The sequence below is a fragment of the Prevotella sp. oral taxon 317 str. F0108 genome (assembly GCF_000162415.1).
In the GTDB taxonomy this organism is placed as follows: Bacteria; Bacteroidota; Bacteroidia; order Bacteroidales; family Bacteroidaceae; genus Prevotella; species Prevotella conceptionensis.
On the sequence record NZ_GG740073.1, the window covers coordinates 400,485 to 424,329 of the forward strand.

At 49.2% G+C, this 23,845-nt stretch carries 17 protein-coding genes and 1 pseudogene; 10 read left to right on the plus strand and 8 right to left on the minus strand.

The genetic code is table 11. From position 1 onward, the window contains the following. Positions 1-223 precede the first annotated feature (223 nt). The 5 genes from tyrS to HMPREF0670_RS08275 all read left to right on the plus strand — a co-directional run bounded on the left by tyrS (position 224) and on the right by HMPREF0670_RS08275 (position 6,156). Positions 224-1,525 carry a tyrosine--tRNA ligase gene (gene tyrS, locus HMPREF0670_RS08255; protein ID WP_009230707.1) on the plus strand — a complete coding sequence of 434 codons (1,302 nt, stop codon included), beginning with the start codon at positions 224-226 and terminating at the stop codon, positions 1,523-1,525. A gap of 753 nt (positions 1,526-2,278) precedes the next feature. Further along, the gene (locus HMPREF0670_RS08260) at positions 2,279-2,671 is read left to right on the plus strand and encodes a hypothetical protein (protein WP_009230708.1); all 393 of its coding nucleotides are present in this window, start codon (positions 2,279-2,281) and stop codon (positions 2,669-2,671) included. A gap of 888 nt (positions 2,672-3,559) precedes the next feature. Then, on the plus strand, positions 3,560-4,585 hold the full coding sequence (locus tag HMPREF0670_RS08265; RefSeq protein WP_044078071.1) for a hypothetical protein: 1,026 nt from the start codon (positions 3,560-3,562) through the stop codon (positions 4,583-4,585). Continuing rightward, positions 4,582-5,394, plus strand: coding sequence for a glycosyltransferase family 2 protein (locus HMPREF0670_RS08270; protein WP_044077982.1), 813 nt, complete (start codon positions 4,582-4,584; stop codon positions 5,392-5,394). The genes HMPREF0670_RS08265 and HMPREF0670_RS08270 overlap by 4 nt, the downstream gene beginning before the upstream one ends. Before the next feature lie 210 nt (positions 5,395-5,604). Beyond that, positions 5,605-6,156 carry a hypothetical protein gene (locus tag HMPREF0670_RS08275; RefSeq protein ID WP_009230711.1) on the plus strand — a complete coding sequence of 184 codons (552 nt, stop codon included), beginning with the start codon at positions 5,605-5,607 and terminating at the stop codon, positions 6,154-6,156. 356 nt (positions 6,157-6,512) lie between these two features. Here the strand turns inward: HMPREF0670_RS08275 and msrB are convergent, their stop codons facing one another. Further along, the gene (msrB, locus tag HMPREF0670_RS08280) at positions 6,513-7,586 is read right to left on the minus strand and encodes a peptide-methionine (R)-S-oxide reductase MsrB (RefSeq protein WP_009230712.1); all 1,074 of its coding nucleotides are present in this window, start codon (positions 7,584-7,586) and stop codon (positions 6,513-6,515) included. 181 nt (positions 7,587-7,767) lie between these two features. Between msrB and HMPREF0670_RS08285 the strand changes: the two genes are divergently transcribed. The 5 genes from HMPREF0670_RS08285 (at position 7,768) to gpmA (ending at position 14,035) form a co-directional block, all read left to right on the plus strand. Further along, positions 7,768-8,265: an acetyltransferase gene (locus HMPREF0670_RS08285; RefSeq protein WP_009230713.1), complete on the plus strand. Its 498-nt coding sequence runs from the start codon at positions 7,768-7,770 to the stop codon at positions 8,263-8,265. Between the two features lie 12 nt (positions 8,266-8,277). Next, positions 8,278-9,006: a DKNYY domain-containing protein gene (locus HMPREF0670_RS08290; protein ID WP_009230714.1), complete on the plus strand. Its 729-nt coding sequence runs from the start codon at positions 8,278-8,280 to the stop codon at positions 9,004-9,006. 346 nt (positions 9,007-9,352) lie between these two features. Then, positions 9,353-9,793, plus strand: a complete 441-nt coding sequence (locus HMPREF0670_RS08295; RefSeq protein WP_009230715.1) for a DoxX family protein — start codon at positions 9,353-9,355, stop codon at positions 9,791-9,793. A 1,683-nt stretch (positions 9,794-11,476) separates the two neighbouring features. Beyond that, positions 11,477-13,069: a Na+/H+ antiporter gene (locus HMPREF0670_RS08300; protein WP_198009289.1), complete on the plus strand. Its 1,593-nt coding sequence runs from the start codon at positions 11,477-11,479 to the stop codon at positions 13,067-13,069. 276 nt (positions 13,070-13,345) lie between these two features. Then, positions 13,346-14,035 (plus strand): 2,3-diphosphoglycerate-dependent phosphoglycerate mutase, encoded by a 690-nt coding sequence (gpmA, locus tag HMPREF0670_RS08305; RefSeq protein ID WP_009230718.1) that lies wholly within the window; start codon positions 13,346-13,348, stop codon positions 14,033-14,035. 133 nt (positions 14,036-14,168) lie between these two features. Here gpmA and rnc read toward each other — a convergent pair whose 3' ends face one another. From rnc to HMPREF0670_RS08340, 7 genes and pseudogenes are all read right to left on the minus strand, one after another. Next, entirely contained in the window at positions 14,169-15,548 is a 1,380-nt protein-coding gene (gene rnc / locus HMPREF0670_RS17530; protein ID WP_009230719.1) for a ribonuclease III, read from the minus strand. Beyond that, positions 15,538-16,799 (minus strand): annotated as a pseudogene (gene fabF / locus HMPREF0670_RS08315) (beta-ketoacyl-ACP synthase II). The gene rnc and the pseudogene fabF overlap by 11 nt, the downstream one beginning before the upstream one ends. 215 nt (positions 16,800-17,014) lie before the next feature. After that, positions 17,015-17,251, minus strand: coding sequence for an acyl carrier protein (locus tag HMPREF0670_RS08320; protein WP_006947693.1), 237 nt, complete (start codon positions 17,249-17,251; stop codon positions 17,015-17,017). Positions 17,252-18,488: 1,237 nt separating this feature from the next. Next, on the minus strand, positions 18,489-18,893 hold the full coding sequence (locus HMPREF0670_RS08325; protein WP_009230721.1) for a hypothetical protein: 405 nt from the start codon (positions 18,891-18,893) through the stop codon (positions 18,489-18,491). A 616-nt stretch (positions 18,894-19,509) separates the two neighbouring features. Continuing rightward, positions 19,510-20,391 (minus strand): carbohydrate kinase family protein, encoded by an 882-nt coding sequence (locus HMPREF0670_RS08330; RefSeq protein WP_009230722.1) that lies wholly within the window; start codon positions 20,389-20,391, stop codon positions 19,510-19,512. A 30-nt stretch (positions 20,392-20,421) separates the two neighbouring features. Further along, on the minus strand, positions 20,422-21,582 hold the full coding sequence (locus tag HMPREF0670_RS08335; protein WP_009230723.1) for an MFS transporter: 1,161 nt from the start codon (positions 21,580-21,582) through the stop codon (positions 20,422-20,424). Between the two features lie 298 nt (positions 21,583-21,880). Beyond that, positions 21,881-23,680 carry a DUF4980 domain-containing protein gene (locus HMPREF0670_RS08340; protein WP_009230724.1) on the minus strand — a complete coding sequence of 600 codons (1,800 nt, stop codon included), beginning with the start codon at positions 23,678-23,680 and terminating at the stop codon, positions 21,881-21,883. Positions 23,681-23,845 lie beyond the last annotated feature (165 nt).

The window sequence follows — 23,845 nt, forward strand, 5'->3', positions numbered from 1 at the left end:
ACTAGTGGATAATCACTCAGCTTGTTAACTTGTGAGCTTGTAAAATTGTAGACTAACACATTTGTCAACTCGTTAACTTGCCAACTTGTCAACTTGTTAACTCGACAACTAACAAGCTTTTCAACACGTTAACTTGTCAACTTGTTAACTTGTTAACTCGACAACTAAAAAAGCTCGTTAACTCGTCCACTCATAAACTCATAAACATCCCATATATATCCCGATGAAGAAAAATTTTGTAGAAGAACTAAGATGGCGCGGCATGTTGGCGCAGATTATGCCTGGAACAGAAGAACTGTTGCAGAAGGAAACGGTTACGGCGTACCTTGGAACAGACCCCACAGCCGACTCTTTGCACATCGGGCATCTAGCCGGCATCATGATGTTGCGACACTTGCAGATGTGCGGACACAAGCCCATCATCCTCGTTGGAGGAGCAACGGGCATGATTGGCGACCCCTCGGGCAAGAGCGCGGAGCGTAACCTGCTCGACTCGAAAACGCTATATCACAACCAAGAGTGCATCAAAGCACAGGTGGCTAAGTTCCTAGACTTCGATGCCAAGGGTGACAACGCCGCCGAGATGGTGAACAACTACGATTGGATGAAGGACTTTTCGTTCCTCGATTTCGCACGAACGGTGGGCAAACACATCACTGTTAACTACATGATGGCCAAGGATAGTGTGAAGAAACGTCTCAATGGCGATGCTCGCGACGGCCTTTCGTTCACCGAGTTTACCTACCAATTGTTGCAGGGTTACGACTTTCTACACCTCTATGAAACCAAAGGTTGCAAGCTACAACTAGGCGGTAACGACCAATGGGGCAACATGACCACGGGCGCCGAGCTTATTCGTCGCACCTTAGGCATAGAAAATGAGGCCTACGCGCTTACTTGTCCGCTAATCACTAAGGCCGACGGGACGAAGTTCGGCAAGACGGAGGGTGGCAATATATGGCTCGATGCCAAGCGCACTTCTCCTTATATGTTCTACCAATTCTGGCTGAACGTAAGCGATGCCGATGCCGAACGCTACATCAAGATATTCACTTCGCTGGATAAGGAAACGATAGACGCGCTGGTAGCCGAACAAAACGAAGACCCAGGAAGGCGCCCCTTGCAAAGGCGATTGGCCGAAGAGGTTACCGTTATGGTTCATTCGCAGGCTGCACTCGACCAGGCTATGGAGGCCAGCAACATCCTTTTTGGCAAGGCCACAAAGGAAAACCTGCTTAAACTAGACGAGCAAACGCTGCTCGATGTGTTCGAGGGCGTGCCGCATTACGAACTGGATAAGGCTTTGCTTGGCCAGCCTGCCATCGACCTTTTCACACGCGAAGACGTGCCAGTATTCGCCAGCAAGGGCGAAATGCGTAAGCTGGTGCAAGGTGGAGGCGTGTCGCTGAACAAGGAAAAGCTTGCCGCTGCCGACCGCCCCGTTACAGCCGACGACCTTATCGACGGCAAATACCTGCTTGTTCAGCGTGGAAAGAAAAACTATTATTTGCTTATCGTGAAGTAATGGGTTGCGCCTTTGCGCATACCACACCATAAAATTTCGCCCCTTTATCTCCTTTGGGACATTCGCAAGGCATAAAAGCCGATTGCTAAATCCTCAAAAGAGATAAAAGGGCGAAACTGTTTTTTAGGGCTAAGCGTTGGCGTTCTTTACACTTTCAGCAACCTTATCTCTTGCGACTGACCCATACAAAATAGTGAGGTTAATCTCAACTCGTGAGGTATTAACCTCACTAACTTCGTATATGTATAAAAGAAAAAGATGACGGCATGATCACTCATCCCGTCATCCCAAAGAATAATGTTAACGGACGTTGGTGTGTTGCAAAGCGATAATGCTAAGTGCAGTTACGATTGTAACGCCAACCAACATCGCGATTGTTTCAAAATCTAATAACATAATCTTTAACCTTAAAATCTATCAAACTACTAACCTAATGAAAACTTATTATGAAAAGCATTCTCTCGAATACAATGCAAAGTTACGATGTTTTTTTTAATCCTGCAATATTTGTACCGAAAAAATCTGCAAAATTTCCACGAAATTGATGTTTGTCAATGTTTTTTATGTTTTGCGACATTAAAAGGCGTGGTTTGTTAAGGCACATTTATAAAATTGTTTAGTTGGCAAGCGTTTTCCCATGTTGAACAACTTTACTTTTCCGAAGATAAATAAAGCCAGGTGATGTACCCTGTGTTGAAAGATTTTTGTAACTTTGCGCCAATATGAATACCATCTTTTAAACGTTACGCACAAATGCTACAACGCGATTACATAAAGCGACTTATCCGCGAATTTGCCGAGGCTCTGCGCCGTATGCTCGACCAAAAGGAGGTTGTTAAAAGGCGCGAGGCTATCCGTCTGCTGTACGAACAGTATTTAGGCCCGTACAGCCTTTACCATTTTGCAACTATCGACGAGTTGATGTCGGCCATTCAGTCGTTTCCCGAAGACGAACGGTTGGAACGATTGGCGATGCTGGCGGAGTTGTATTACGCTGAGGCCGATACCGAAGCATCGGTGCACGATAGGGAAGTGCTGTTGCAAAAGGCTTTCAATCTTTTTGAATATTTGGAAAGAGAAAGCGGCGTGTACTCGATGGAACGCCGCGGAAAGATGGCCGAACTGATGAAACAGCTTGCCAAATAGCGCCCCGTAGTTGGTGAAAAATGCGTTGGCGACAGGCCTTGTTCTGGGTGTATGTTGGCAATTGCATCGTATGTGTCAAGGCCGTTTCCCCTACATAATGCAAAGTGTTTCATCTTGCTTTATGGGCTTCAACAAGTTTTCTTGGGTTGACGGGATGTCGTGGGCGCATGCGTTGGTTGTAACCAAAAGAAGAACCGTGCAGGAACTTAACCTACGGCCATGTGGGCTCGTTGTGCATCTCATTAGGAGCAACTGTTGATGTGCGCCCGTTCGTCGGGCAATTGGCTTGTTGTAGTATTTCATTTCATCAGAAAAGGATGTTGGTAATCATAGTCAAACGAAATTGGATTTGGAGCATCACAAGCATCTTGTCGTGTCGGAACAAAACTTCTGCTATAACGTTTCCGATAGCTTTGAGTGTCGGTACAAGCGCATCGTCGTGTCGGTACAAGACTTCGGCTATAACAGTTCCGATAGCTTTGCGTGTGGGTACAAGGGCCTTTGTACCGATGTTCTAGTCAAACTTAATTGGATTTGGAAAACCACAGGGGCATCTTAAGCAAACAGGCATTCCCCTTTTCTCTGCATAAGGGTTTGTTGATGCCATGCTGCGCCCTTCTGGCATTCTCCTCACAACAATATTCCAAAAGCAATTCTGTTAGCCTATAATTCGTTCGTAAATATATGGTATTTTCAAACTTTTTGACTACTTTTGCAACGTATGTCTTGTTCTCATTTCAAGATTTTTTGATTTTCGGGATTAACACATACTGGGGTTAGGCTAGCAAACATGGTGTTTTATCAGGCCCTACGGATTGCACCTGCGCCTGTTTGGCTGCCGAAAACAGCCATGCTGGCGGTTCGCCTCCATATTATATGTACGGTTTAATGATGAACAGCGAAAAGAAAATCATAGTGATACTGCCGCCCGAGTTCGAGCTTTACAAGGCGATAGACAAGAACCTCAAACACCTGGGCTACACAAAGGCCGTTGTTTTGGCACCCAAGTTTAGGCATACGTTTAAAACGCGGATGGTAAATTTCGTGCTCAAACACTTACTCGGCCGTGATGAGTATAAGCGCCGCATTGCAGCCGCCTACTATTCTAAGCGGGTGGGACAGGTTGTGCACCGCTTGGCCACGAAGAGTTTTGACTATGCAATTGTAATGCGCCCCGATTTGTTGGAGATGGAAACGCTTAACGAGGTGCTTCGCGTGGCCAACAAAACAACGGCATACCAATGGGACGGATTGGAACGGTTTCCGCAGGTGTTCGAGGTCATTCCGCTTTTCGACCGTTTCTTTGTTTTCGACCCTAACGATGCCCCCAAGTACAAGGCGAAATACCCCAACCTGCTGGCTTGTACCAATTTTTATTTCGATTTCCCCATGCCCGAAGTGCAAGTAAACCCCAACGAAGTGATGTATGCGGGCGCCTATCAGGAAGGTCGCGTGGGTTCGTTGCTTAAAATGGTCGACGAATTGCAAAAATACAACCTAAAGCTCAACGTCCATTTGGTGCTGGGATGGAGGTCGGTTGCCTTCGAACACCCCATAATAACCTTTTCGAAGAAAGGGGTGGGCTTTCTTTCTTACTTGGAGACTGCAAGAAGAGCGGGCATGCTGCTCGACATTAAGGCTTGCGAACACGATGGGTTGTCGTTCAGGGTGTTCGAGGCTTTGAGGTATAACAAAAAGCTCATTACAGACAACAAGAGCGTGAGGTTGTACGACTTCTATCGCCCTGACAACATCTTTGTGGTTGAAGATGGATGTTTCGACGGCCTTAGCGAGTTCCTTGCCGCGCCATACACGCCACTTCCCGAAGAGATAATACAAAAATATAGTTTCACAAACTGGTTGAGGTATGCCCTAGACATGCCTCCTTATCAAGTAACAGACAGCAAGACATGAAAGTTTCAGTTATCGTAACCTGCTACAATCAAGAGGCTTTTTTGAACGATTGTTTAGCAAGTGTGGCCAAACAGACTTATCCCGGTTGGGAATGCATCATCGTAGACGATGGCTCTACCGACACTTCGGCACAGATTGCCAAAGGTTGGCAGGCGAAAGACGCACGCTTTAAATATGTGTATCAGGCAAACAAAGGTTGCAGTGGAGCACGAAATACGGGGCTGAGTGAGGCCGGGGGCGACCTCATACAGTTCTTAGATGGCGACGACATCTTGCAGCCTACAAAGCTGGAAGAGAGCGTAAAGGCCTTTTCGCAGGAGAAATGCGACGTCGTTGTCACCAATTTTTCGGAAGAGCACAATGGCGAACCACGTCCGCCTTTTTGCGATCTGACGAAGTACGATTTTACTTATAAGAATTTGTTGTTGCAATGGGACATCGACTTTAACGTGCCGCCCCATTGTTTTTGCTTCACAAAAAAGATATTGGAAGGCCTTACATTCAAGGAGTTTCTTAAAGCAAAGGAAGACTGGATAATGTGGCTCGAGGTGTTTAGGCGCAATCCTAAGGTGTGTTTCATAAACCAGCCACTGGTGATGTACAGGATACATGGGGGGAACATTACTCGTAACACATCTCTGATGGAACAATATACAGAGGCCGCCTCTCTTTACATATTAAAGAACGAAGACGCTTACTTCGAGGAGTTTTACCACAAGATGGTGAAACCGTATAAGGATAAGCTCAACAGGCTATTGTCGCGGCCGTGGTACAAAAAGGTGTTCTACGCCATAACGGGCAAGCAATAGGTCTGCCGAATGCCCTTTGTCGCTGGCCTCTCTCCCAGGTGTGGCTGTGGGGCGACGCCCCCTTCATGTTGATGGGCTGGTGGGCTTTTGGGCTTTTGGGGGTTGTTAGGGCCGTATTTTTGCAGGCCAACAGCGTAACCGTCACTAGATGGAAGGTGTTGGTTATGTAGGTTGGAGATAGAAAATGAAATGTTTAGGAATTCTTAATCAATGATGAAACGCCTCTTATTTATCCCGATTTTGGCATGGTCGGCCGCAATGCTCATGGCACAAGAAAAACCGCGGCGTGCCGTGTACAACGAGTTAGCTGGCGCAGCGGGCATTATTGGCGCGAATTTCGATTCGCGCTTTTCGGCTAACAGCCCCCTGGGCTACCGTCTGGGGTTGGCCTTTAATGCTGGCCGAACATCTGATAAAAGCGAAGGCGGCGCTTGCGTTTATCAAGGGCCAGCGGCGGTGTTCGAGGCTTACGGCCTTATTGGTGGCACTAACCATAGCTTGGAATTGGGGGTGGGGATGATGCACGGCATCTTTAAACGCGATTATGAGCGGGATGCAACGCCCCCTCTCGGCATGTCGTCTGATCCGCCCGAGATATGGAAGTATGGTTACTATGGCTTTGCGAACGTGGGTTATCGCTATCAGCCTGCCGTGGGTTTCTTTCTCCGCGCTGGTGTCAACCCAACGTTTGTTCCCGAAACCCATTACGGCATCTCTCGTTTCCTTGTATATCCTTACTTAGGCCTAGGCTTTGCCTTTTAACCTCCAATCGCACGTTTAGGCTGCTTGTCCATTGTTTTGGGGCGTTTGCATCGCTCCTTGGTTGTCTTCCGTTTGGTTGTCGGCATCTAGCTTGTCTTATCCTCTCCACGCAGCCCGCTACGCCTTCAAGAATATGACAAGCTAGGTGCCGACAGCCAAACAAAATCTGCACTGGCTCTAACGGCCGATTGGGGTTAAACTTTAATGGGCAGCCGACCAGTTGGCCCAGTTTGGCGATAAGACCCAGTTTGTTGCTAACTAAAAAACAATCGGGATGCCCAGACAGCCTAGGCATCCCGATGGGGTAAGCCACATGGCCAGTGGCGGTTGTGGCTATGAAGGTGTGGAAGGGGGCTTTATTTCTCTTCCAACATGGGCAGATACTTGCCGTAACCCTGCTTTTCCATATCTTCTTTTGGTACAAAACGCAGCGATGCGCTGTTGATGCAATAGCGCAAACCGCCCGTTTCTTTGGGGCCATCGTTAAATACATGGCCTAGATGCGCGTTGCCTTTGGCCGAACGAACCTCGGTGCGCAGCATACCATGCGAACGGTCTTCGAGGTTGTTTAGCAATCGGTTGTCGATGGGTTTAGAGAAAGCCGGCCATCCACAGCCCGAATCGAACTTGTCGGTAGAAAGGAAAAGCGGTTCGCCCGTGGTAACATCCACGTATATGCCGGGGCGAAACTCGTGGTCGTATTCGTTTGCAAAGGGGCGTTCGGTGGCCGCATTCTGCGTAACTTCGTATTGCAGGGGCGTAAGTTTGCTTTTCAGCTCCTCGTCGGTGGGCTTGGCGTAGGTTTTCTTTTCATCTGTTTTTTTGTTGGCTTTGCGTGCCATGTCGAACAGGGCTTGCGGCAGGTGGCAGTAGCCCGTAGGGTTCTTGTCGAGGTAATCTTGGTGATAATCCTCGGCATCGTAGAAATTTTTCAGGGGCAACACCTCCACTTGCAGCGGCCGATCATAGCGTTTGGCCACCTTCGCCATTTCTGCTTGGATGATGGGCAGGTCGTCAGGGTTGGTGTAATAGATGCCCGTTCGGTATTGTGTGCCCACGTCGTTGCCTTGTCGGTTAAGCGAAGTGGGGTTAATCGACTTGAAATAAAGTTGCAACAGCAGCGAAAGCGGCAGGCGTTCGGGGTTGTATGCCACGCGTACAGCCTCGGCAAATCCCGTTTTGTCTGTGCAAACCTCTTGGTACGAGGGGTTCTTGCCATGTCCGTTGGCATATCCCGTTTGCGTGTCGGTCACGCCGTCGATTTGTTTCAGATAGTGTTCCGTACCCCAGAAGCATCCGCCTGCGAGGTATATTTCTGCTTTTGTGTTCATTGTTTGTCCTTTCTTTTCTTGGTTTTTACTATTGCCAGTGCAGCATGCCAGGACCGTACACAACGCGGTCATGGTTAGTTTAAATGTCAGTCTGTTCATCTTTATTTGTTTTGAGTTACCACAAAACTATACATTTTTACGTAAATAACCAAAGAAAAATGGCATTTTGAACATTATTTAAAGATAAAACATTACTTTTGCACTAAGCTGATGTTGTTCGGCAGACTTTTAGTAGGGTGGTGTCGCCCACGTTTTAAAATTTCATTTACTTGCAAACAACATGCAAATACGATTGGCAACAAAGGCCGACCTCGATGCTGTGATGCGCCTGCTGGACATCGGTAGGCAGCGTATGGCGGCCACAGGCAACACCCAACAGTGGGTGCAAGGCTATCCGCAGCGTGCCACGGTTGAAGAAGACTTGCGCCGTGGGCAATGTTATGTGGGCGAGGATGCAGGGCGAGTGGTGGCTACTTTTGTGTTGGCAGAAGGTCCCGACCGCACATACGCACACATCTGGCAAGGGCAATGGCTCCACAACGAAAGGCCTTATTGCGTGATACATCGTATGGCGGCCGACGAAACCCAACGTGGCGTGTTTGCCGAGGTGATGGCCTTTTGCAAGGCGCGGGCAGCAAACCTGCGTATCGACACGCACAAAGACAACGCCCCCATGCTGCACAACATTAGGAAACACGGCTTTGCATATTGCGGGGTGATACATACCGACAATGGTAGCGAACGCCTGGCGTTTCAATGGTTACGAACAGAAACATAACGATAAAACTATATGAAGAGAGTTTTTATTAACATCAATAAGGTTGCGATGTTGCTGATGCTGATGGCATTGGCAATGGCGGCACAGCCCGCTTGGGCGCAGCACCAGTTTGGCGAAAGGCGCAAGAGTTATGGCTACGGTGTAGACCGGAACGCCGTTTATTTTGAAGGGCGTGTGATACCTGGTGCCGATGCGCGCACGTTTGAATATCTGGCACACGGCTATGCGCGCGACCGCAGGGCGGTTTACTATCGTGGCGAAGTGTTGCAAGGTGCTAATCCGCGCACGTTTCGTGTGGTGGGCGATGCCGAAGAACAGCCCCCAGTGGTGATTCCCGATGGACGGGGAGGCGGCATCGACCCACGTGATGGGGGCGATTGGGGGCGTTTCCCCGAAGAGTTGTTGCCTGGAAACAGCTTGGGTTTCGGTTATTCGAAAACCAATTTCGACGTGTATTACCTCGGAAAGAAGATAGATGCCTCGGCCAGTAGCTTTCAGGTGCTTAGCTTTGGCTATGCCAAGGATGCTTTCAACATTTATTTTGAGGGTGCAGAGGTGAAGGATGCCTCGAGCGGAACGTTTCGCGTGCTGATTGATGGCTATGCCAAAGATGCGTTTAACGCTTACTATCGTGGGCGCGAAATACCCGATTGCAATGTACGTACCTTTGAATGTATGGGTAAAGGCGTGGCGCGCGACGACGAGAATAAGTATTTCTTGGGGCAGAAGGTGGTGTGGTAGCGGCCTTGCCCAACGAGGTAAAGGCCCATTGCCCTCGGCCGCTCTCCTAGGCGTGAGTGGCGTAACATACTTTGCTGGCATGACGGTGGGCTTGCCGATTGTTTCAAATCGGCAAGCGTACCGTTGTTGCCGGCTTGTTAAATTGTGAACTCGTTAACTCGTCCACAGGTTAACTCGTCCACAGGTTAACTTGTCTACTTGTCCACTCGTCAACAGGTTGGCTTGTCCACTCGTCAACTGGTTAACCAGTCAACTTGTTCACTTGTCAACCAGTCAACTTGTTCACTTGTCAACCAGTCAACTTGTTCACTTGTCCACTAATTACTCAGGATAACAATAAAGAAAAATGAGAAAAGTATTAAGATTTTTGTTGCCCGATAGGCAACAGCGTTGTAGCACAGCCGCGTTTTTACTAGTGGCTCGTGTGGTTTTTGCCCTATTGTTGGCATCACATGGATTGCAGAAGTTAGAAGGTTTCGAACAGATGTCTGGCGGTTTCCCCGACCCTCTGGGGCTTGGCAGCGGCCTATCGTTGCTGTTGGCCATCTTCGGCGAGTTGGTTTGCTCGTTGGCTTTGGTAGTAGGTGTGCTCAGTAGGCTAGTATTGTTGCCCATGATATTCACCATGTGCGTTGCCTTTTTCATGGCTCATGGTGGCTCAATGGCCGAGGGTGAACTGGCTTTTGTTTACCTTGTGGTGTTCGTCCTGCTGTTTTTTGCAGGTCCAGGCCGCTTCTCCGTAGACGGATGGCTTGCCAAAAAACTGGGAGGGCAAGCCGCGAATTGATGCAAGACCGCTTATTTGCTCATGGGTCTGTGGGCTTACCAACCTGCAACCAACATGTGTTGTCGTCGATACAAAACGCATCGGGAACGATGTTACAACAGGGCGGTTCGGCTTGTTGCAGCCTTTAAACCGAAACCAGCGGTGCACAAGCACCGATGAAAGGTGCTTGTGCCTGCACTTCAAGATGCCCCATGCGGGTATGTTGCCAACAACTTGTTGGCACGCGTGGAGCTTAAACAATCCTTTTTTGCGTTAGCGGCTTATAAGCCCGTGAGCAGGTAGGCAGGTTTATAACTTTAAAGACGTGTGGACACAAACTAACGCAACTGGTTGCTGGTTCGTTGGCTTGTAAGTTACTGAACGCATCAACTTGTAAGCCAATAAAATCATAGATTTGTCAACAGATAGACACGCTAACTCGCAAACACATCAACACATGCACGCGCCAACTCATCAACGCAAAAGCTTAAATTGCTGCTTTTTATTTTACAATGTGGCTCTAATTTTCGCGCCATTCTAGCGAAAATACAGGCTAAAAAATAGGGAAATAGCCACTTTTTCTACCCTTTCACGTCTTTCGTTTCGTCTATTTTTAAGAAAAATACCTGCGTTTTGCACCATTTAGCCTTTCTATTTTGGTTGCCACCTCGTATTTTTTCAAGTCCAATAACTTGCTTTTAGCCCCTAAAACCCCACTTTTTAGTGCCTATTTTGCCCTTTTTGCCATGTGTTTCATGCCTCTAAAAGGTTTTGTTTATACCATTTGCCATGTATTTTTATGCTTTTCGGTTCACATTTTGCAGCAAATTGCCCCGCATTTAGCACCATTTTACCTTGCGTTTAGCACCAAAACGCACTGCGTTTTGCACCATATTGCACTGCATTTAGCGGCAAAACGCACTGCATTTTGCTGCAAATCGCCCAAAAATGGGTGTTAGTGGCGGTCAGTTTAAATAAAAATTCATTTTGCCTGCATGTACAACTACCCCCTTTTTGCACCAAAACAAACCTTCGCGAGAATCGATTTTTTGCGGCAAGGTGCGCGGTTGGTGGACGAAAAGGGTAGTCATAATGTTAAAATTTCTGCTGAAAAGTTTACAGCGGTTGACGGGTAACCCAGTTGACGAATTAACGAGTTCACTCGTCAACTGGTCAGCTCGTCAACTGTTCAACTGGTCAACTGCTTAACTGGTCAGCTTGTCTACTTGTTAACTCGTCAACTCGTTAACTGGCCAGCTCGTCAACTTGTCAACTGGTTAAATCGTTCGCCTTTTCGTGTTTTGACCTAAATACGTCCGTTTTTTGACATAAGAACATAAGAAACATAAGGAAGGCATCTTTACTTTTTTCCTCATGATGTGCCGCAGAGAAAATGCTTTCAACTTGTAAATAAAGAATTGATAAGGGCCTCTGCCAACTTACTTTTTGGGAGCATAACCGCGTTTTGACACAGACAAAGGGGGCGGAATTTCAGATTTTATCGTATCTTTGTTCAGTACTTCGTACACGGGCGGGAGCGTGTATCTTGCTTTTACGGCACAATGATAATAAACTCCTCTCAGTTTGTAGAGATTTTAAAAGTCTAGATGACTTCAAAGATTAAAGTAAGGACAACTTTAAATATTAAAATTCAAGACGACGTCAACTCATCCATTCATCCACTCTCTAACTCGTCAACTCAATATGATTGAACACCAACTCATCGTATCCATTCTGCTGGTTGTAGCCATCTGTTTGTTGGTGATGGTTAGTCAACGCATCAAGGTGGCCTATCCCGTGATGCTTGTTTTGGGCGGCATAGCCCTGAGTTTCATTCCCGGCATGCCGCGTTTGCACATCAATCCCGACGTGATATTCCTTGTTTTCCTTCCGCCGATACTCTACGAAGCCGCCGTGGCCAACTCGTGGAAAGAGCTTTGGCGGTGGCGGCGCATCATTGGTTCGTTCGCTTTTATCGTTGTGTTTATTACGGCTTTGGTTGTGGGGTATATTGCCAACACGTTCATTCCTGGGTTCTCTGTTGCCCTAGGTTTCTTGATTGGCGGCATCGTTTCGCCGCCCGATGCCGTGTCGGCTGCGGCCATCATGAAGTTTGTGAAAGTGCCGCGGCGCGTGTCGGCTGTGCTCGAAGGCGAGAGTTTGTTCAACGATGCCAGTTCGCTTATCATCGTTAAGTTTGCCCTTATCGCCATTGGCACGGGCCAATTTGTGTGGCATCAGGCTGCCGCATCCTTCGTTTGGATGGTTATTGGCGGTGCAGCTGTGGGCGTGCTGCTGTCGTATGTGCTTATCAAGCTGCACAAGTGGCTGCCAATGGACGAGAATATCGACACCATGTTCACCATCATCAGCCCCTACTTGATGTACATCTGTGCCGAAACGGTTGAGGCCTCGGGCGTGTTGGCCGTGGTTAGCGGCGGTTTGTATTTCAGTTATCGCCGAATACTCATCATCGGTTCGTCGTCTAGACTGCGAGCCGAGAACGTGTGGAACTTCCTTATTTTCTTGCTCAACGGGTTGGCTTTTCTTTTTATCGGACTAGACTTGCCCGAGATAATGGCGGGACTTAAAGCCGATGGCGTTAGCCTTTGGACTGCAACGGCCTACGGACTGCTGATTACGGGCGCGCTGGTTGTTATACGTATGTGTGCCGCGTTTAGTGCCGTGTTCATCACCCGCTTTATGAGTAAGTTCATCACCGTGGCCGATTCGCGTTCGCAAGGAATGGCCGGCCCCTTGGTTTTAGGGTGGACGGGCATGCGCGGCGTAGTGTCGTTGGCGGCCGCTTTGGCCATACCGCTCTACGTACCGGGCACACAGACGCCCTTTCCCGAACGCAGCATGATGCTGTATATCACCTTTGTGGTGATTACGCTCACGCTGGTGTTCCAAGGTTTAACGCTGCCGATACTGCTTAAATGGGTGAAATTTCACAACTACGACGACCATCTGCCGCACGAAGAAACGGAACGAATGATACGAATAGGTATGGCGCAAGCCAGCCTGGACTACCTTCGGCACAACAATAAGTGTGTGGATGTTACCCGTTCGGCCCTGTTGAACAGCCTGGTTGCGCATTGGAACGAGCAGTTGGAAACAGAAGGGTCGGCTACGCTGTACGATGACGAGTTGCGCAAGAACTATCATAACATCCTTAACGAACAGCGGTTGTGGCTGAACAAGTTGAATAACGAGAACGAAAGGGTGGACGAGGAGATTGTTCGCCACTTCATTCACCGCATTGACTTGGAAGAAGAGCGCCTGCTGAAAGAGTGAGGCCGCTTTGGGGTATGTGTGGTTGCGTTATGGCTTGCGGTAGTTGGCAGCTAGACGTAAGGTTGTGCCGATGCCGTTGCGGGGGCAACGGAAGGGCGTGGGGAACGCAATGCGTTCTCGGTAAAGGCGTTTCGGCTGTTTCGTTCGTGTAGGCCGTCCTTTTTAACTATTTTTCACCAGTACCCCATTGCTTGCTATTGCCAAAGCGGGTAATAATGTATAATTTTGTAGTTTGTAAGCTTACACATTATTTATATATAATACACAATACTTCGTATGAAAAAACTAGTTATTATTCGCCACGGCGAAAGCGAGTGGAACCAAAAGAACCTGTTTACGGGTTGGGTAGACGTGGAACTGTCTGAAAAGGGAAAGGCAGAGGCAAAACGCGCTGGCGAACTGATGAAAGAGGCCGGACTTGACTTCGATGTGTGCTACACGTCGTACCTGAAACGTGCCATCAACACGCAACAGATTGCGCTTAAGGTGATGGAACGCGAGTGGTTGCCCGTAATTAAGTCGTGGAGACTGAACGAACGCCACTATGGAGCACTCTCTGGCCTCAACAAGAAGGAAACAGCAGAGAAGTATGGCGACGAGCAAGTGCACATCTGGCGCAGAAGTTTCGACGTTCGTCCGCCCCAAATGGAAGAGGATAACGTTTACTCGGCTCGCAAAAACCCCGCTTATCGCGATGTTCCTGTTGAGGATGTTCCCATGTGCGAGAGCCTTAAAGACACTATCGCTCGTACCGTTCCTTACTTCGAAAACGAGATTAAGCCTCTGGTAATGGAAGGAAAACGCGTGTTTATCGCTGCTCATGGCAATTCGCTGCGTTCGCTCATTAAGTATTTCGAGAACATCTCCGACGAGGATATCATCAACGTTGAAATTCCCACAGGTACGCCACTGGTTTACGAATTCGACGACGACTTTAAGGTAACCAACAAGTATTACTTGAAGTAACCTGAAAAAACAACAGAGCTAGGTACACAGCCAACGCCATCGGCAAGCCTAGCCCATAAAAAAAACTGCACCCCAACCTGCTCTTAGTAAGGTTGGGGTGCAGCTTTTAAGGCATCGCCTATCAACGCGTTCGTCATTGGTTTTGATTGTCGGTGTGCTCTTCGCTGAAAGCGGCAGCTTCGGCCGCAGCGATGATTTCTTCGCGCGACTGTTGGCGAGCCGTGATATGGCTGAGGTCGAATTCGGGGTCGTCGTCAAAGTCAAGCGTCTCTGCGCTAAGCTCTTCAGATTCCCGTTCTGCATACAGGCGTTGTCGTTTTCCCTTTGGCTCGTCTTTGGGTTTGTCGTCCCTAAACACTTCCATCGGCTTTTCTTCCGCCTTTTCGTTCGTTCGTCTTTCTTGTTTCTTGGTCTTTTCTTCGGCACTGCTTGGCACTTCGGGCTTGTCTGTCACCTTATCGCGTTGCGCATCATTACGTGTCTTACGTTCGTTAGCACGCTCCGCTTTCTTTTCTGCAGCGCGTTCTTCCGGGCGTTCGGTGGTGCGTTGGGTGGCCGAACGTTCTGCCTGTTCGGCTGTTGGCAGGTTGGCTTTCGGCTTGTTGGCCTCGTTTGCCGTTTCCTTTACCGATGCCTTTGCCGACTCTTTTGGTGCCGTTTGCGGTCCGTTTGCGGGTTTTACGGGCAGCAGTTGTGTTGTTGCAGCCTTGTCGTTGCCCTCTGCGCTGTCCTCGTTCTTTGTTCGTTCGGCCTTGGCAGCAAACACACGGTCGATGAATTGCGGCTCTTTTTTCAGCCTTTCGAGCGTAAGTTTCGATGCCAACTGCTGACTTTCCTTCTTGCTGTACCCTCGGCCGTTGCATCCCTCAACGCCTTCCAGGTGAACGCAGAAAAGGAAGAAGGGACTGCCATTCTTATCCTTGCCCTGCTCTTTTACGATAAAGTCGAGTTTTACGCGGTTTTTCTGGCTCCATTCAATAAGCTTACTCTTAAAGTTCACCTCCTTGTAAGCCACCTTGTCAATGTTAATCATCTTGGCTAAGATGCGCTTTTCCATAAATCGCATGCAGCTGGAATAGCCGCGATCAAGATAGATGGCTCCCACCAGTGCCTCGAAAGCGTTGCCGCCCATGTAGCTGTTGTGCGATGAAGTGTGGCCCGAGGACAGTATCAGCCTGCTGATACCCATCTCTTGCGCCAACCTGTTAAGCGTTTCGCGCTGTACTAGTTTACTTCGTGTGTTGGTAAGAAAGCCCTCCCTTTTGCCGGGGAAGTGTCGGTAAACAATGTCGCCCACGATGGCGTCGAGTATGGCATCGCCCAGAAATTCAAGCCTTTCGTTGTTTACGGGCTTGCCGTTTGCCCCCCGTCGCATTACGCTTTTGTGCATCAGGGCGAGCTTATAGTAGCTAATGTTTCGCGGATAAAACCCAAGAATCTCAAATAAAGACGAGTAAAGCTCCTTTTCCTTACGGAAAGGGAGCCTCACCCTGTCGATAAGATTACTCAGCATACTTCTTGAAGATAACACAAGCGTTATGTCCGCCAAAGCCGAAGGTGTTGCTCAGTGCGGCACGCACCTCGCGCTTTTGTGCCTTGTTGAACGTGAAGTTGAGGTTATAATCAATGTTCTCGTCCACGTCGTCGTCGGCGTGGTTGATGGTTGGGGGTATGATGTCGTTCTGCACGGCCAGCACTGTGGCCATAGCCTCTACTGCGCCAGCTGCTCCGAGCAAGTGTCCCGTCATTGATTTGGTTGAGCTGATGTTGAGTTTATAGGCAGCATCGCCGAAAAGTTCCTTGATGGCCTTTGCCTCCGAGATGTCGCCCACAGGTGTCGACGTGCCGTGCACGTTGATGTAGTCGATGTCTTCGGGTTTTAGTCCGGCGTCTTCCATTGCGTTTTGCATCACCAGTTTGGCGCCTAGGCCTTCGGGTGGCTGGCCGTGATGTGGTGTGCGTCGGCACTTGCGCCCTCGCCAACCATCTCTGCGTAAATCTTAGCACCGCGAGCCTTAGCGTGTTCCAGCTCTTCCAGTACCAGGCAGCCAGCTCCTTCGCCCATAACAAAGCCGTCGCGACTTTTGCTGAACGGGCGCGATGCGTGTTCGGGGTCGTCGTTGCGGGTGGATAGCGCGTGCATGGCGTTAAATCCGCCTACGCCACAGCCGCATATTGCAGCCTCGGCACCACCGCTGACGATGACGTTGGCCTTACCCAAACGGATGAGATTGAAGGCATCTGCCAAGGCATTGGTAGATGATGCGCAAGCCGAAGTGGTGGCATAGTTGGGCCCGTGCAGGCCGTACATGATGGAAATGTGCCCGGCAGCGATGTCGGCAATCATCTTAGGGATGAAGAAGGGGTTGAACTTGGGTTCCTCGCCGAGGTGCTGCCCATAGTAAGTAACTTCCTCTTCAAAGGTCTTGATACCGCCGATGCCAACGCCGTAAATCACGCCAATGCGGTTACGGTCTTCTTTTTCCAAGTCCAGTGCGCTGTCTTTAATGCCCTGCATGGCCGCGATGATGGCCAATTGGGTGTAGCGGTCCATCTTGCGTGCCTCCTTCCGGTCGATGTAGTCGGTTACGTTGAGGTTCTTCACCTCGCAAGCGAACTTGGTTTTGAAATTGGTGGCGTCGAAATGTGTGATGGGTGCTGCGCCACTTTTACCGGCCAACAGGTTAGCCCACGTCTCTTCGGGCGTGTTGCCAACGGGGGTAACGGCTCCAAGACCCGTCACTACTACTCTTTTTAACTCCATTGAAATGAAAAATATTGCTTTTAAGGGCGTTTCAACCAAACGCGTTGAGTGGAAAAGAAAAGGTCGTTAAGAACACGTGCACCTTCGCTGTTCCACCCTCTTGATGCGAAAGTTGAAGTCGGCCTTGTTGTTAGTCCCCTTGGGGAAATGTTGAGTTAAGAGATTTTGGTTATGGCTCCGGCATTGCCAGAGGCCATAACCAAAAGCTTGTCACTTTACTTTGCGTTTTCTTCGATGTAAGCGATAGCGTCGCCAACGGTGCCAATCTTCTCAGCCTTGTCGTCGGGGATAGAGATTCCGAATTCCTTTTCGAACTCCATGATGAGCTCAACGGTGTCGAGCGAGTCTGCACCAAGGTCGTTGGTGAAGCTTGCTTCTGGCTTTACTTCTGCTTCGTCTACACCCAGTTTGTCAACGATGATAGCTTTTACTTTCGATTCAATTTCAGACATAATTGTAAAATTTAATAGTGTTTGTAAATAAATTTCATCCGATAATTTCGGGTGCAAAGGAAATCATTTTTATTCATACTCACAAGCATTTCGCTAAAAAAAGCAACTTAAATTGCACATATACCCCCTAATTGTGCATTGATTTTGGCGATTTTAACTACTTTTTAGGATTTAGAAAGGTGTTCTAAAGCACGATGTAGGGTGCGGAGTAGGGCGTATTTTTTGGTGAATTTCACCGATTTATCCTTTCTTGCTTGTGCCGTTTTTTTTTAAAGAGGCTGTTTGGAGTGCTTGTTTTAGTGGCTTTTGGGGGTGTCTGCAACAAACTCATGTCTATGCATTGGTGTCAGTACACTTATGTTTAAGTGCTTGTTCGGGTTGCCGTTGGTAACTTCGATGCCGTTGCGCGGGTGTCAGTACACTTATGTTTAAGTGCTTGTTCGGGTTGCGGTACTCCGTTTCCAAAAATTGGGTTTGGTGTCAGTACGCTTATGTTGAAGAACTTGTTCGGGTCGCCGTTGGAGCCTCGATGCCGTTGCGCGGGTGTCAGTACGCTTATGTTTAAGAGCTTGTTCGGGAGGAAACGCACGGCGACAGTGAGCCCGACGGACAGGAAACACGATCGTGTTTCTGCTGCATAATCATTGGCTTGCCGTGCATAAAGTGGGGTGGAATGCGTGTGTTACAGATGGGTTAAAGGGGGAAGGAAGGCCGCAAGAGCCGTCTTTCCTCGTTGCCGCTTGTCGGCATAAATACTTTTTTGGTGGGCATGGAGATTGGCATTAAGGGTGAGGGAGGGCAAAAATGCGTGGGCGAAAGGTAAAAAATGCGCGTGTGGAAGGCAAAATGCAGGCCTCGTGATGTTCTCTCCGCGCGTACGCGCGTAATATATAAGGTGTATGTGCGGCAAGACAACGACGATAGAGCCGCACTTCCGAGCTCCTTTCCAGGGGGAGAGGGGAACAGTACGCTTTTTTAATAGCACTACTAAACTCTCGCAAGTGGATAAGTCGAAGGATGATTTGTTCGCTTGCGAAAGTTTAGTGTAGCATCCGAATTTGTGACAGCTAGCACAAAACGGACAATGGATTTGTGGTTGTTTATGCTGTGTTTTCAGTTGCAGCACAAGCAACAGGAGGCTTGCTTGCCGTTAAAGGCAGGGCACACGTTTTAAGCAATGCCAAGTTTACTCGGCATTGCAGAGGGTGAACAAGCATGTTCGTTAAAGGCGTTATGGCTACTTACGGCGTTTGTATTTTATTGTGGCCTTTGTCTTTAAGTTGGTGAGTGTAAGTACGTCGCCGTTGATTTCAACCTTGAAATCCATCTCAACAAGGTCGCGCCCTTTGGGACAGGTGCTGCGCAGGTGTAGGGTGTTGTCTTTACATCCGAAGTCGCCCTTGCGAACCAGTTCAGCATTGCCGTCAACGATGGCATGCTTATCCCAAGTAAGGTCTTTGTACCATGTTTCGTAGGTGTTTGATTGTTCGCACGAATTGCAATTGTTGATTTGCTGCCACGAGCCGATGAGTTGCTGAACAACGGGGTTGTCTCTGTCGTCGTCTGAACTGCAAGCGGCGAATGCCATGACTACGATTGCGAACATAGCGCATAACGATAGGTTCTTGATAGTGTGTAACATGATGTTTGGTTTTTAGTTTATGGTATAAATATAAGCGTGTTTAGATTGTTGTTACCCACGCAGGTAGAACGCTTTTGGTTGGTTTCGCTTAGTGAGCGATGGCTATTTGGGTGGGCGGTAATGATGTTTAGCCGGCTAATGGTGTTGGGTTATGGATGGGGTCGCTGTGCCGCCAAGCCATAGGCAGCCTTTTAACCGATTGTACTTTTCATGATGGCGCAGTTTAATAACTATGCCTTTTCACTTCGCAAAGTTACAACTAATTTGATTAATATGAAAGAAAAAGAGAATATTTTTAAGGGTAAAGGAGTTATGTAGTTGAGGAGTTAAGGAGTTATGTAATTAAGGAGTTAAAGGAGTTAGGGAGTTAAGGAGTTAAGCCGTATGCTTAGTGTACTATGGGAATATTTCTTGCAAACTCGCCAGCTTGTTAAGTCCTTGATGGAGTTTAAGGGACGATAAGCTTTTCGCCACAAAGCTATTGGCTTAACTCCATAACTCCTTGATGATAAGCTTGTAGCTACAAGGCTATTGGCTTAACTCCTTAACTCCCTAACTCCTTTAACTCCTTAATTACATAACTCCTTAATTACATAACTCCTTAACTCCTCGGCCCTTACTTAATTCTGTCGATAAAATGTTTGGGGATAGTGGGCATTGCGCCGTTTTGTGTGCAAACGAAGGCGCTGGTTTCAACGGCTAGTCGATGGGCCTCGCTAACAGGAACGCCACTGAGATAGGCCGCACAGAAGCTGCCAGTGAACGAATCGCCTGCGCCAACGGTGTCGGCAACCTCAACTTTGGGCGTTTCTAAGAACGACATTGCGCCAGGGGTGAACACGTAACTGCCGTTTACGCCACAGGTAAGCACAAGGGCATCGAGGTTGTATTTGCCCAAGATGAGCCAGCATTTGTTGGTCATGTCGAGTCCGGGATAACCAAACAAGCGACCAATGGTAACCAGTTCTTCGTCGTTTATCTTCAATATGTCGCATCGCTTGAACGAGTCGAGCAGCAGTTCTTCGTTGTAGAACGTTTGTCGGAGGTTGATATCGAAGATTTTAAGGCAGTCTTTGGGTGTGGCATCGAGGAAACGGCGAATGGTGTTGCGGCTCACTTCGTTGCGTTGGGCCAACGAACCCCAACACACGGCACGGCAGTTTCGGGCCACTTCTTCAAGTTCGGGGGTGAAGGGAATGTTGTCCCAAGCCACTCCTTCCTTAATGTCGTAAGTGGGTACGCCTTGTGCATCGAGCGAAACTTGCACCGTTCCTGTGGGGAAAGGCACACGCGGCATCAGCACGTTCAGCTTTTTATCGGCGAACTTCTGGGCTATTTCGTCGCCCAAGGCATCGTTGCCCAAGGCACTAATGGCCAAGGTGTCTAGTCCGTACTGCGCGGCATGGTAGGCAAAGTTTGCCGGTGCACCGCCTATTTTCTTTCCTTCGGGCAGCACATCCCACAGTGCCTCGCCCAATCCTACGATAAGTCGTTTCATATCTTCTTTGTTGTTTTTAGTTAAGTATGCTTACTTTGCGCCAATCTTTCGGCCGTAAGTAAAGAGGTAGATTACGCCAACAGCCATCACAACGGCGGCTCCCCATTGGCCAACGGCATCGCTGGCAGGCCCCATGAGGAGGGGGAAGATGGTTCCGCCGAACAGTCCCATAATCATTAGGCCCGACACTTCGTTCTTCTTGTCGGGCAAGGACAGCACGGCTTGAGAGAACACGAGCGAGAAGATGTTGGAGTTGCCGAAACCAACCAACGCGATGGCGGTGTACAGAACGGCTTTGCTTTCGCCCACGGCTAGGCCCACCATGGAAAGAGCCATCATGACAACGGAAACGTAGAAGAAGGCGCGGTTGTTGAATTTGGCCAGTATGAACGAGCCGCTAAGACAGCCAAGGGTACGGAAAATGAAGTAAAGGCTGGTGGCAAAGCCTGCCTCGTCGAGTCCCATGTGCAGTCGTTCTTGCAGTATTTTTGGGGCGTGGGTGTTTGTTCCCACGTCTATTCCCACGTGGCACATGATGCCGATGAACGACAACAGCACGATGGGCGTGCCCAATAGCTTGATGGTTTCCATGAAAGAAGAGGGCTTATCCTTCATGGGCTCTTCTTCGATGGGCGTGGCCGACAGCATCAGGGTGGCCAAGATGCCGATTACCATGTAGATGGGGAAGAGTACACGCCAGCCCAAACCAAAGTGGGGGATGCTGGCTGCTGCGCCCCAAGCGGCGATAATGGGTGCCATGAACGAGGCGATGGCCTTTACAAACTGGCCGAATGTGAGGGTGGCTGCAAAGCGGTCGCCACTGATGATGTTCGAGATAAGGGGATTGAGCGAGGTTTGCATAAAGGCATTGCCGATGCCCAGCAGCGAGAACGAGATTAACATCAGCGTGTAGCTGTTGCCAAAGAGGGGCAAAAGCAAACTCGCCACGGTGATAACGAGCGACACGAGCACCGTTTTCTTACGCCCAATCTTGTTCATGAGCATGCCCGTTGGCACGGCAAAGATGAGGAACCAGAAGAAAACGAGCGACGGGAAAACGTTCGCGGCCGAGTCGGTAAGGTTGAGGTCGGCCTTAACATAGTTTGAGGCGATGCCTACAAGGTCGACAAATCCCATGGCGAAGAAACAGAACATCACGGGAATGAGTGTGAGTTGGGTTGATTTACGCATAATTATTTTGTATTTAAAGCCTCACCCCCAACCCCCTCTGCAAGGGAAGAGGGGGGATATGCCTTGATGTTTATAAAGATAAAGCCTCACCCCCAACCCCTCTCCGAGGGGAGAGGGGAGTGATATGCCTTGTTGTTTATGAAGATAAAGCCTCACCCCCAACCCCTCTCCGCGGGGAGAGGGGAGTGATATGCTTTGTTGTTTACTTGTTAAGATTGAATGGTTGGGGTGGAGCAGTCGGACTTGTCTGACAGGTCTGACAGGTCTGACTTGTCCGACTAGTCGGACAAATTAAACCTTATTTCATCTCAAATACCGACACACTGGACTTGTTTCCACCCGAATTTTCGAGCAGCAAGGTGTTGTAGGGCGTTGAGGGGAACACCAAATTGGTGAGCGAAACCTTGCCTTGGGCATCTATAACCTCAACGCTACTCTTATCTACAAAGATGCGGAGCATGGTTATCAGACCGCGTGTTGGGGCAATGGTAACAGCCTTGAAACCGTCGCTGAAATCGGTTCTGCCGCTTTGGGTGCGGTCTACCGACAGCGTTTGCGCGGCCACATCGTAGCTAACAACCACCTTTTCGCCTGCGGCGTTTTGCAAAGTAAGGCGCGTTTTGCCCTTGGCTTGGGGCTTAACCACCATCACTAGCTCGTATGCGCCCTGCGCTGGGTTGAAGGTTTTGCGTGCCGAAGTGCTGTTTTTGAACAGAGGTTTGGCGCGTGCGGCTAACAGTTCTTTGGAAGGTGTGCGCCCAACAAAGGTCTGACCGTTGTGTTCGAATAGGTCGAGGTCGCATGCAATGGTGTTTGCCGAGCGGAATTGCAGCGTTGGAACTTGGTTGCCGTATTGCCAATTGCTCATCCACGTCATCAGTATGCGGCGACCTTGCGGTGCGTTGTCAAAGGTTATGGCGGCATAATGGTCTTTGCCATAGTCCATCCATTTGGTCGTTTCGGGCTTGTCTTCGCAGGTAAACTGGTGCCCGTCGAACTCGCCGATGAAGTATTGCGTGGCGTTTCCGCCGAAAGGACCGCCAGGATTAATGTTGCAAATAAGCATCCACTTCTGTTTGTCGGTGCCGCGAACGGGCAGCTGCATCAGGTCGGGACATTCCCAAACGCCGTCGTGGTTGCCGTATCCTTCACCGAAGTTACTCTCGAAAGTCCACTCTTTCAGGTTCTTCGATGAGTAGAATTGCATTTCTTGTCCAGCGGCAAGCACCATTATCCAGCGTTCGGTTGGTTGATGCCAAAACACATGCGGGTCGCGAAAATCGGGTATCGGAGCCGTTATCACGGGGTTGCGGTCGTACTTGGTGAAGGTCTGCCCGTTGTCTGTGCTGTACGCCATGCTTTGCGTTTGGTTCTCGCCGGCCGATGTATAGAAGGCCACTACCGCACCTGCACCAAAGCCAGCCGTATTGTTGTGGTCTACAACGGCACAGCCGCTGAATATCGTTCCGAGGGCATCGGGGGCTATGGCCGTGCCTCGGTCCTCCCAGTGCACAAGGTCTTTGCTAACGCTGTGCCCCCACGTCATGTTCTCCCATTGCGAGCCGTATGGGTTCCATTGGTAGTAAAGGTGGTACAGACCGTCTTTATAAAACAGTCCGTTGGGGTCGTTCATCCATCCGTAGGGCGGTGTGTGATGGTACAGCGGACGCCACTTTTCGCGGTTGGTAGTGTCGAAGTTGTCGGCCATTGTCATGTTTTTCCAGCACACATAGTCGTTTAGGTTGCCGTTTTTACGAACGTCGCCCTGCACGTGCACATCGAGAACGAAGGGTTTCCCCTTAACGGCATCGAGTGCAAGTGGCACGAAATAGTCTACGTGGTCGGCCGCCAAGCGCACGTTAAACGTTTCGATGGCGTTGTTGTCTACGATAAGTCGCAGGTTGCAAAGCTCCGCTTTCTCCTCAACGGGCAACAGCAAGTAGCGCGTTGTGGGCGTATCGAAAGCCAGCATGCAATGGTTTTTGCTGAGCATGTTCATCTTTTTGGGGTTGTCGGCGTGGGCAATGGCATGCGCCACAAAGAGCAACAAGAGGGTTGTTGCAAGCCGAAGTAAAGGTTTGGTTAGTTTCTGTGCCATAATCTTTGAACGGTTGTTGCGGTTTAGGCGATGCGCGTTAGGTTATGCATAGTTATAATTCTCTGCTCCAAAGATAAAACTAAGTGGGCTAAATGCCAAGTTTTTGCGCATCGGATATGGGCGGATTAATGTTTATTAACGGGGCAATGCGCTGTGTGCGAACAA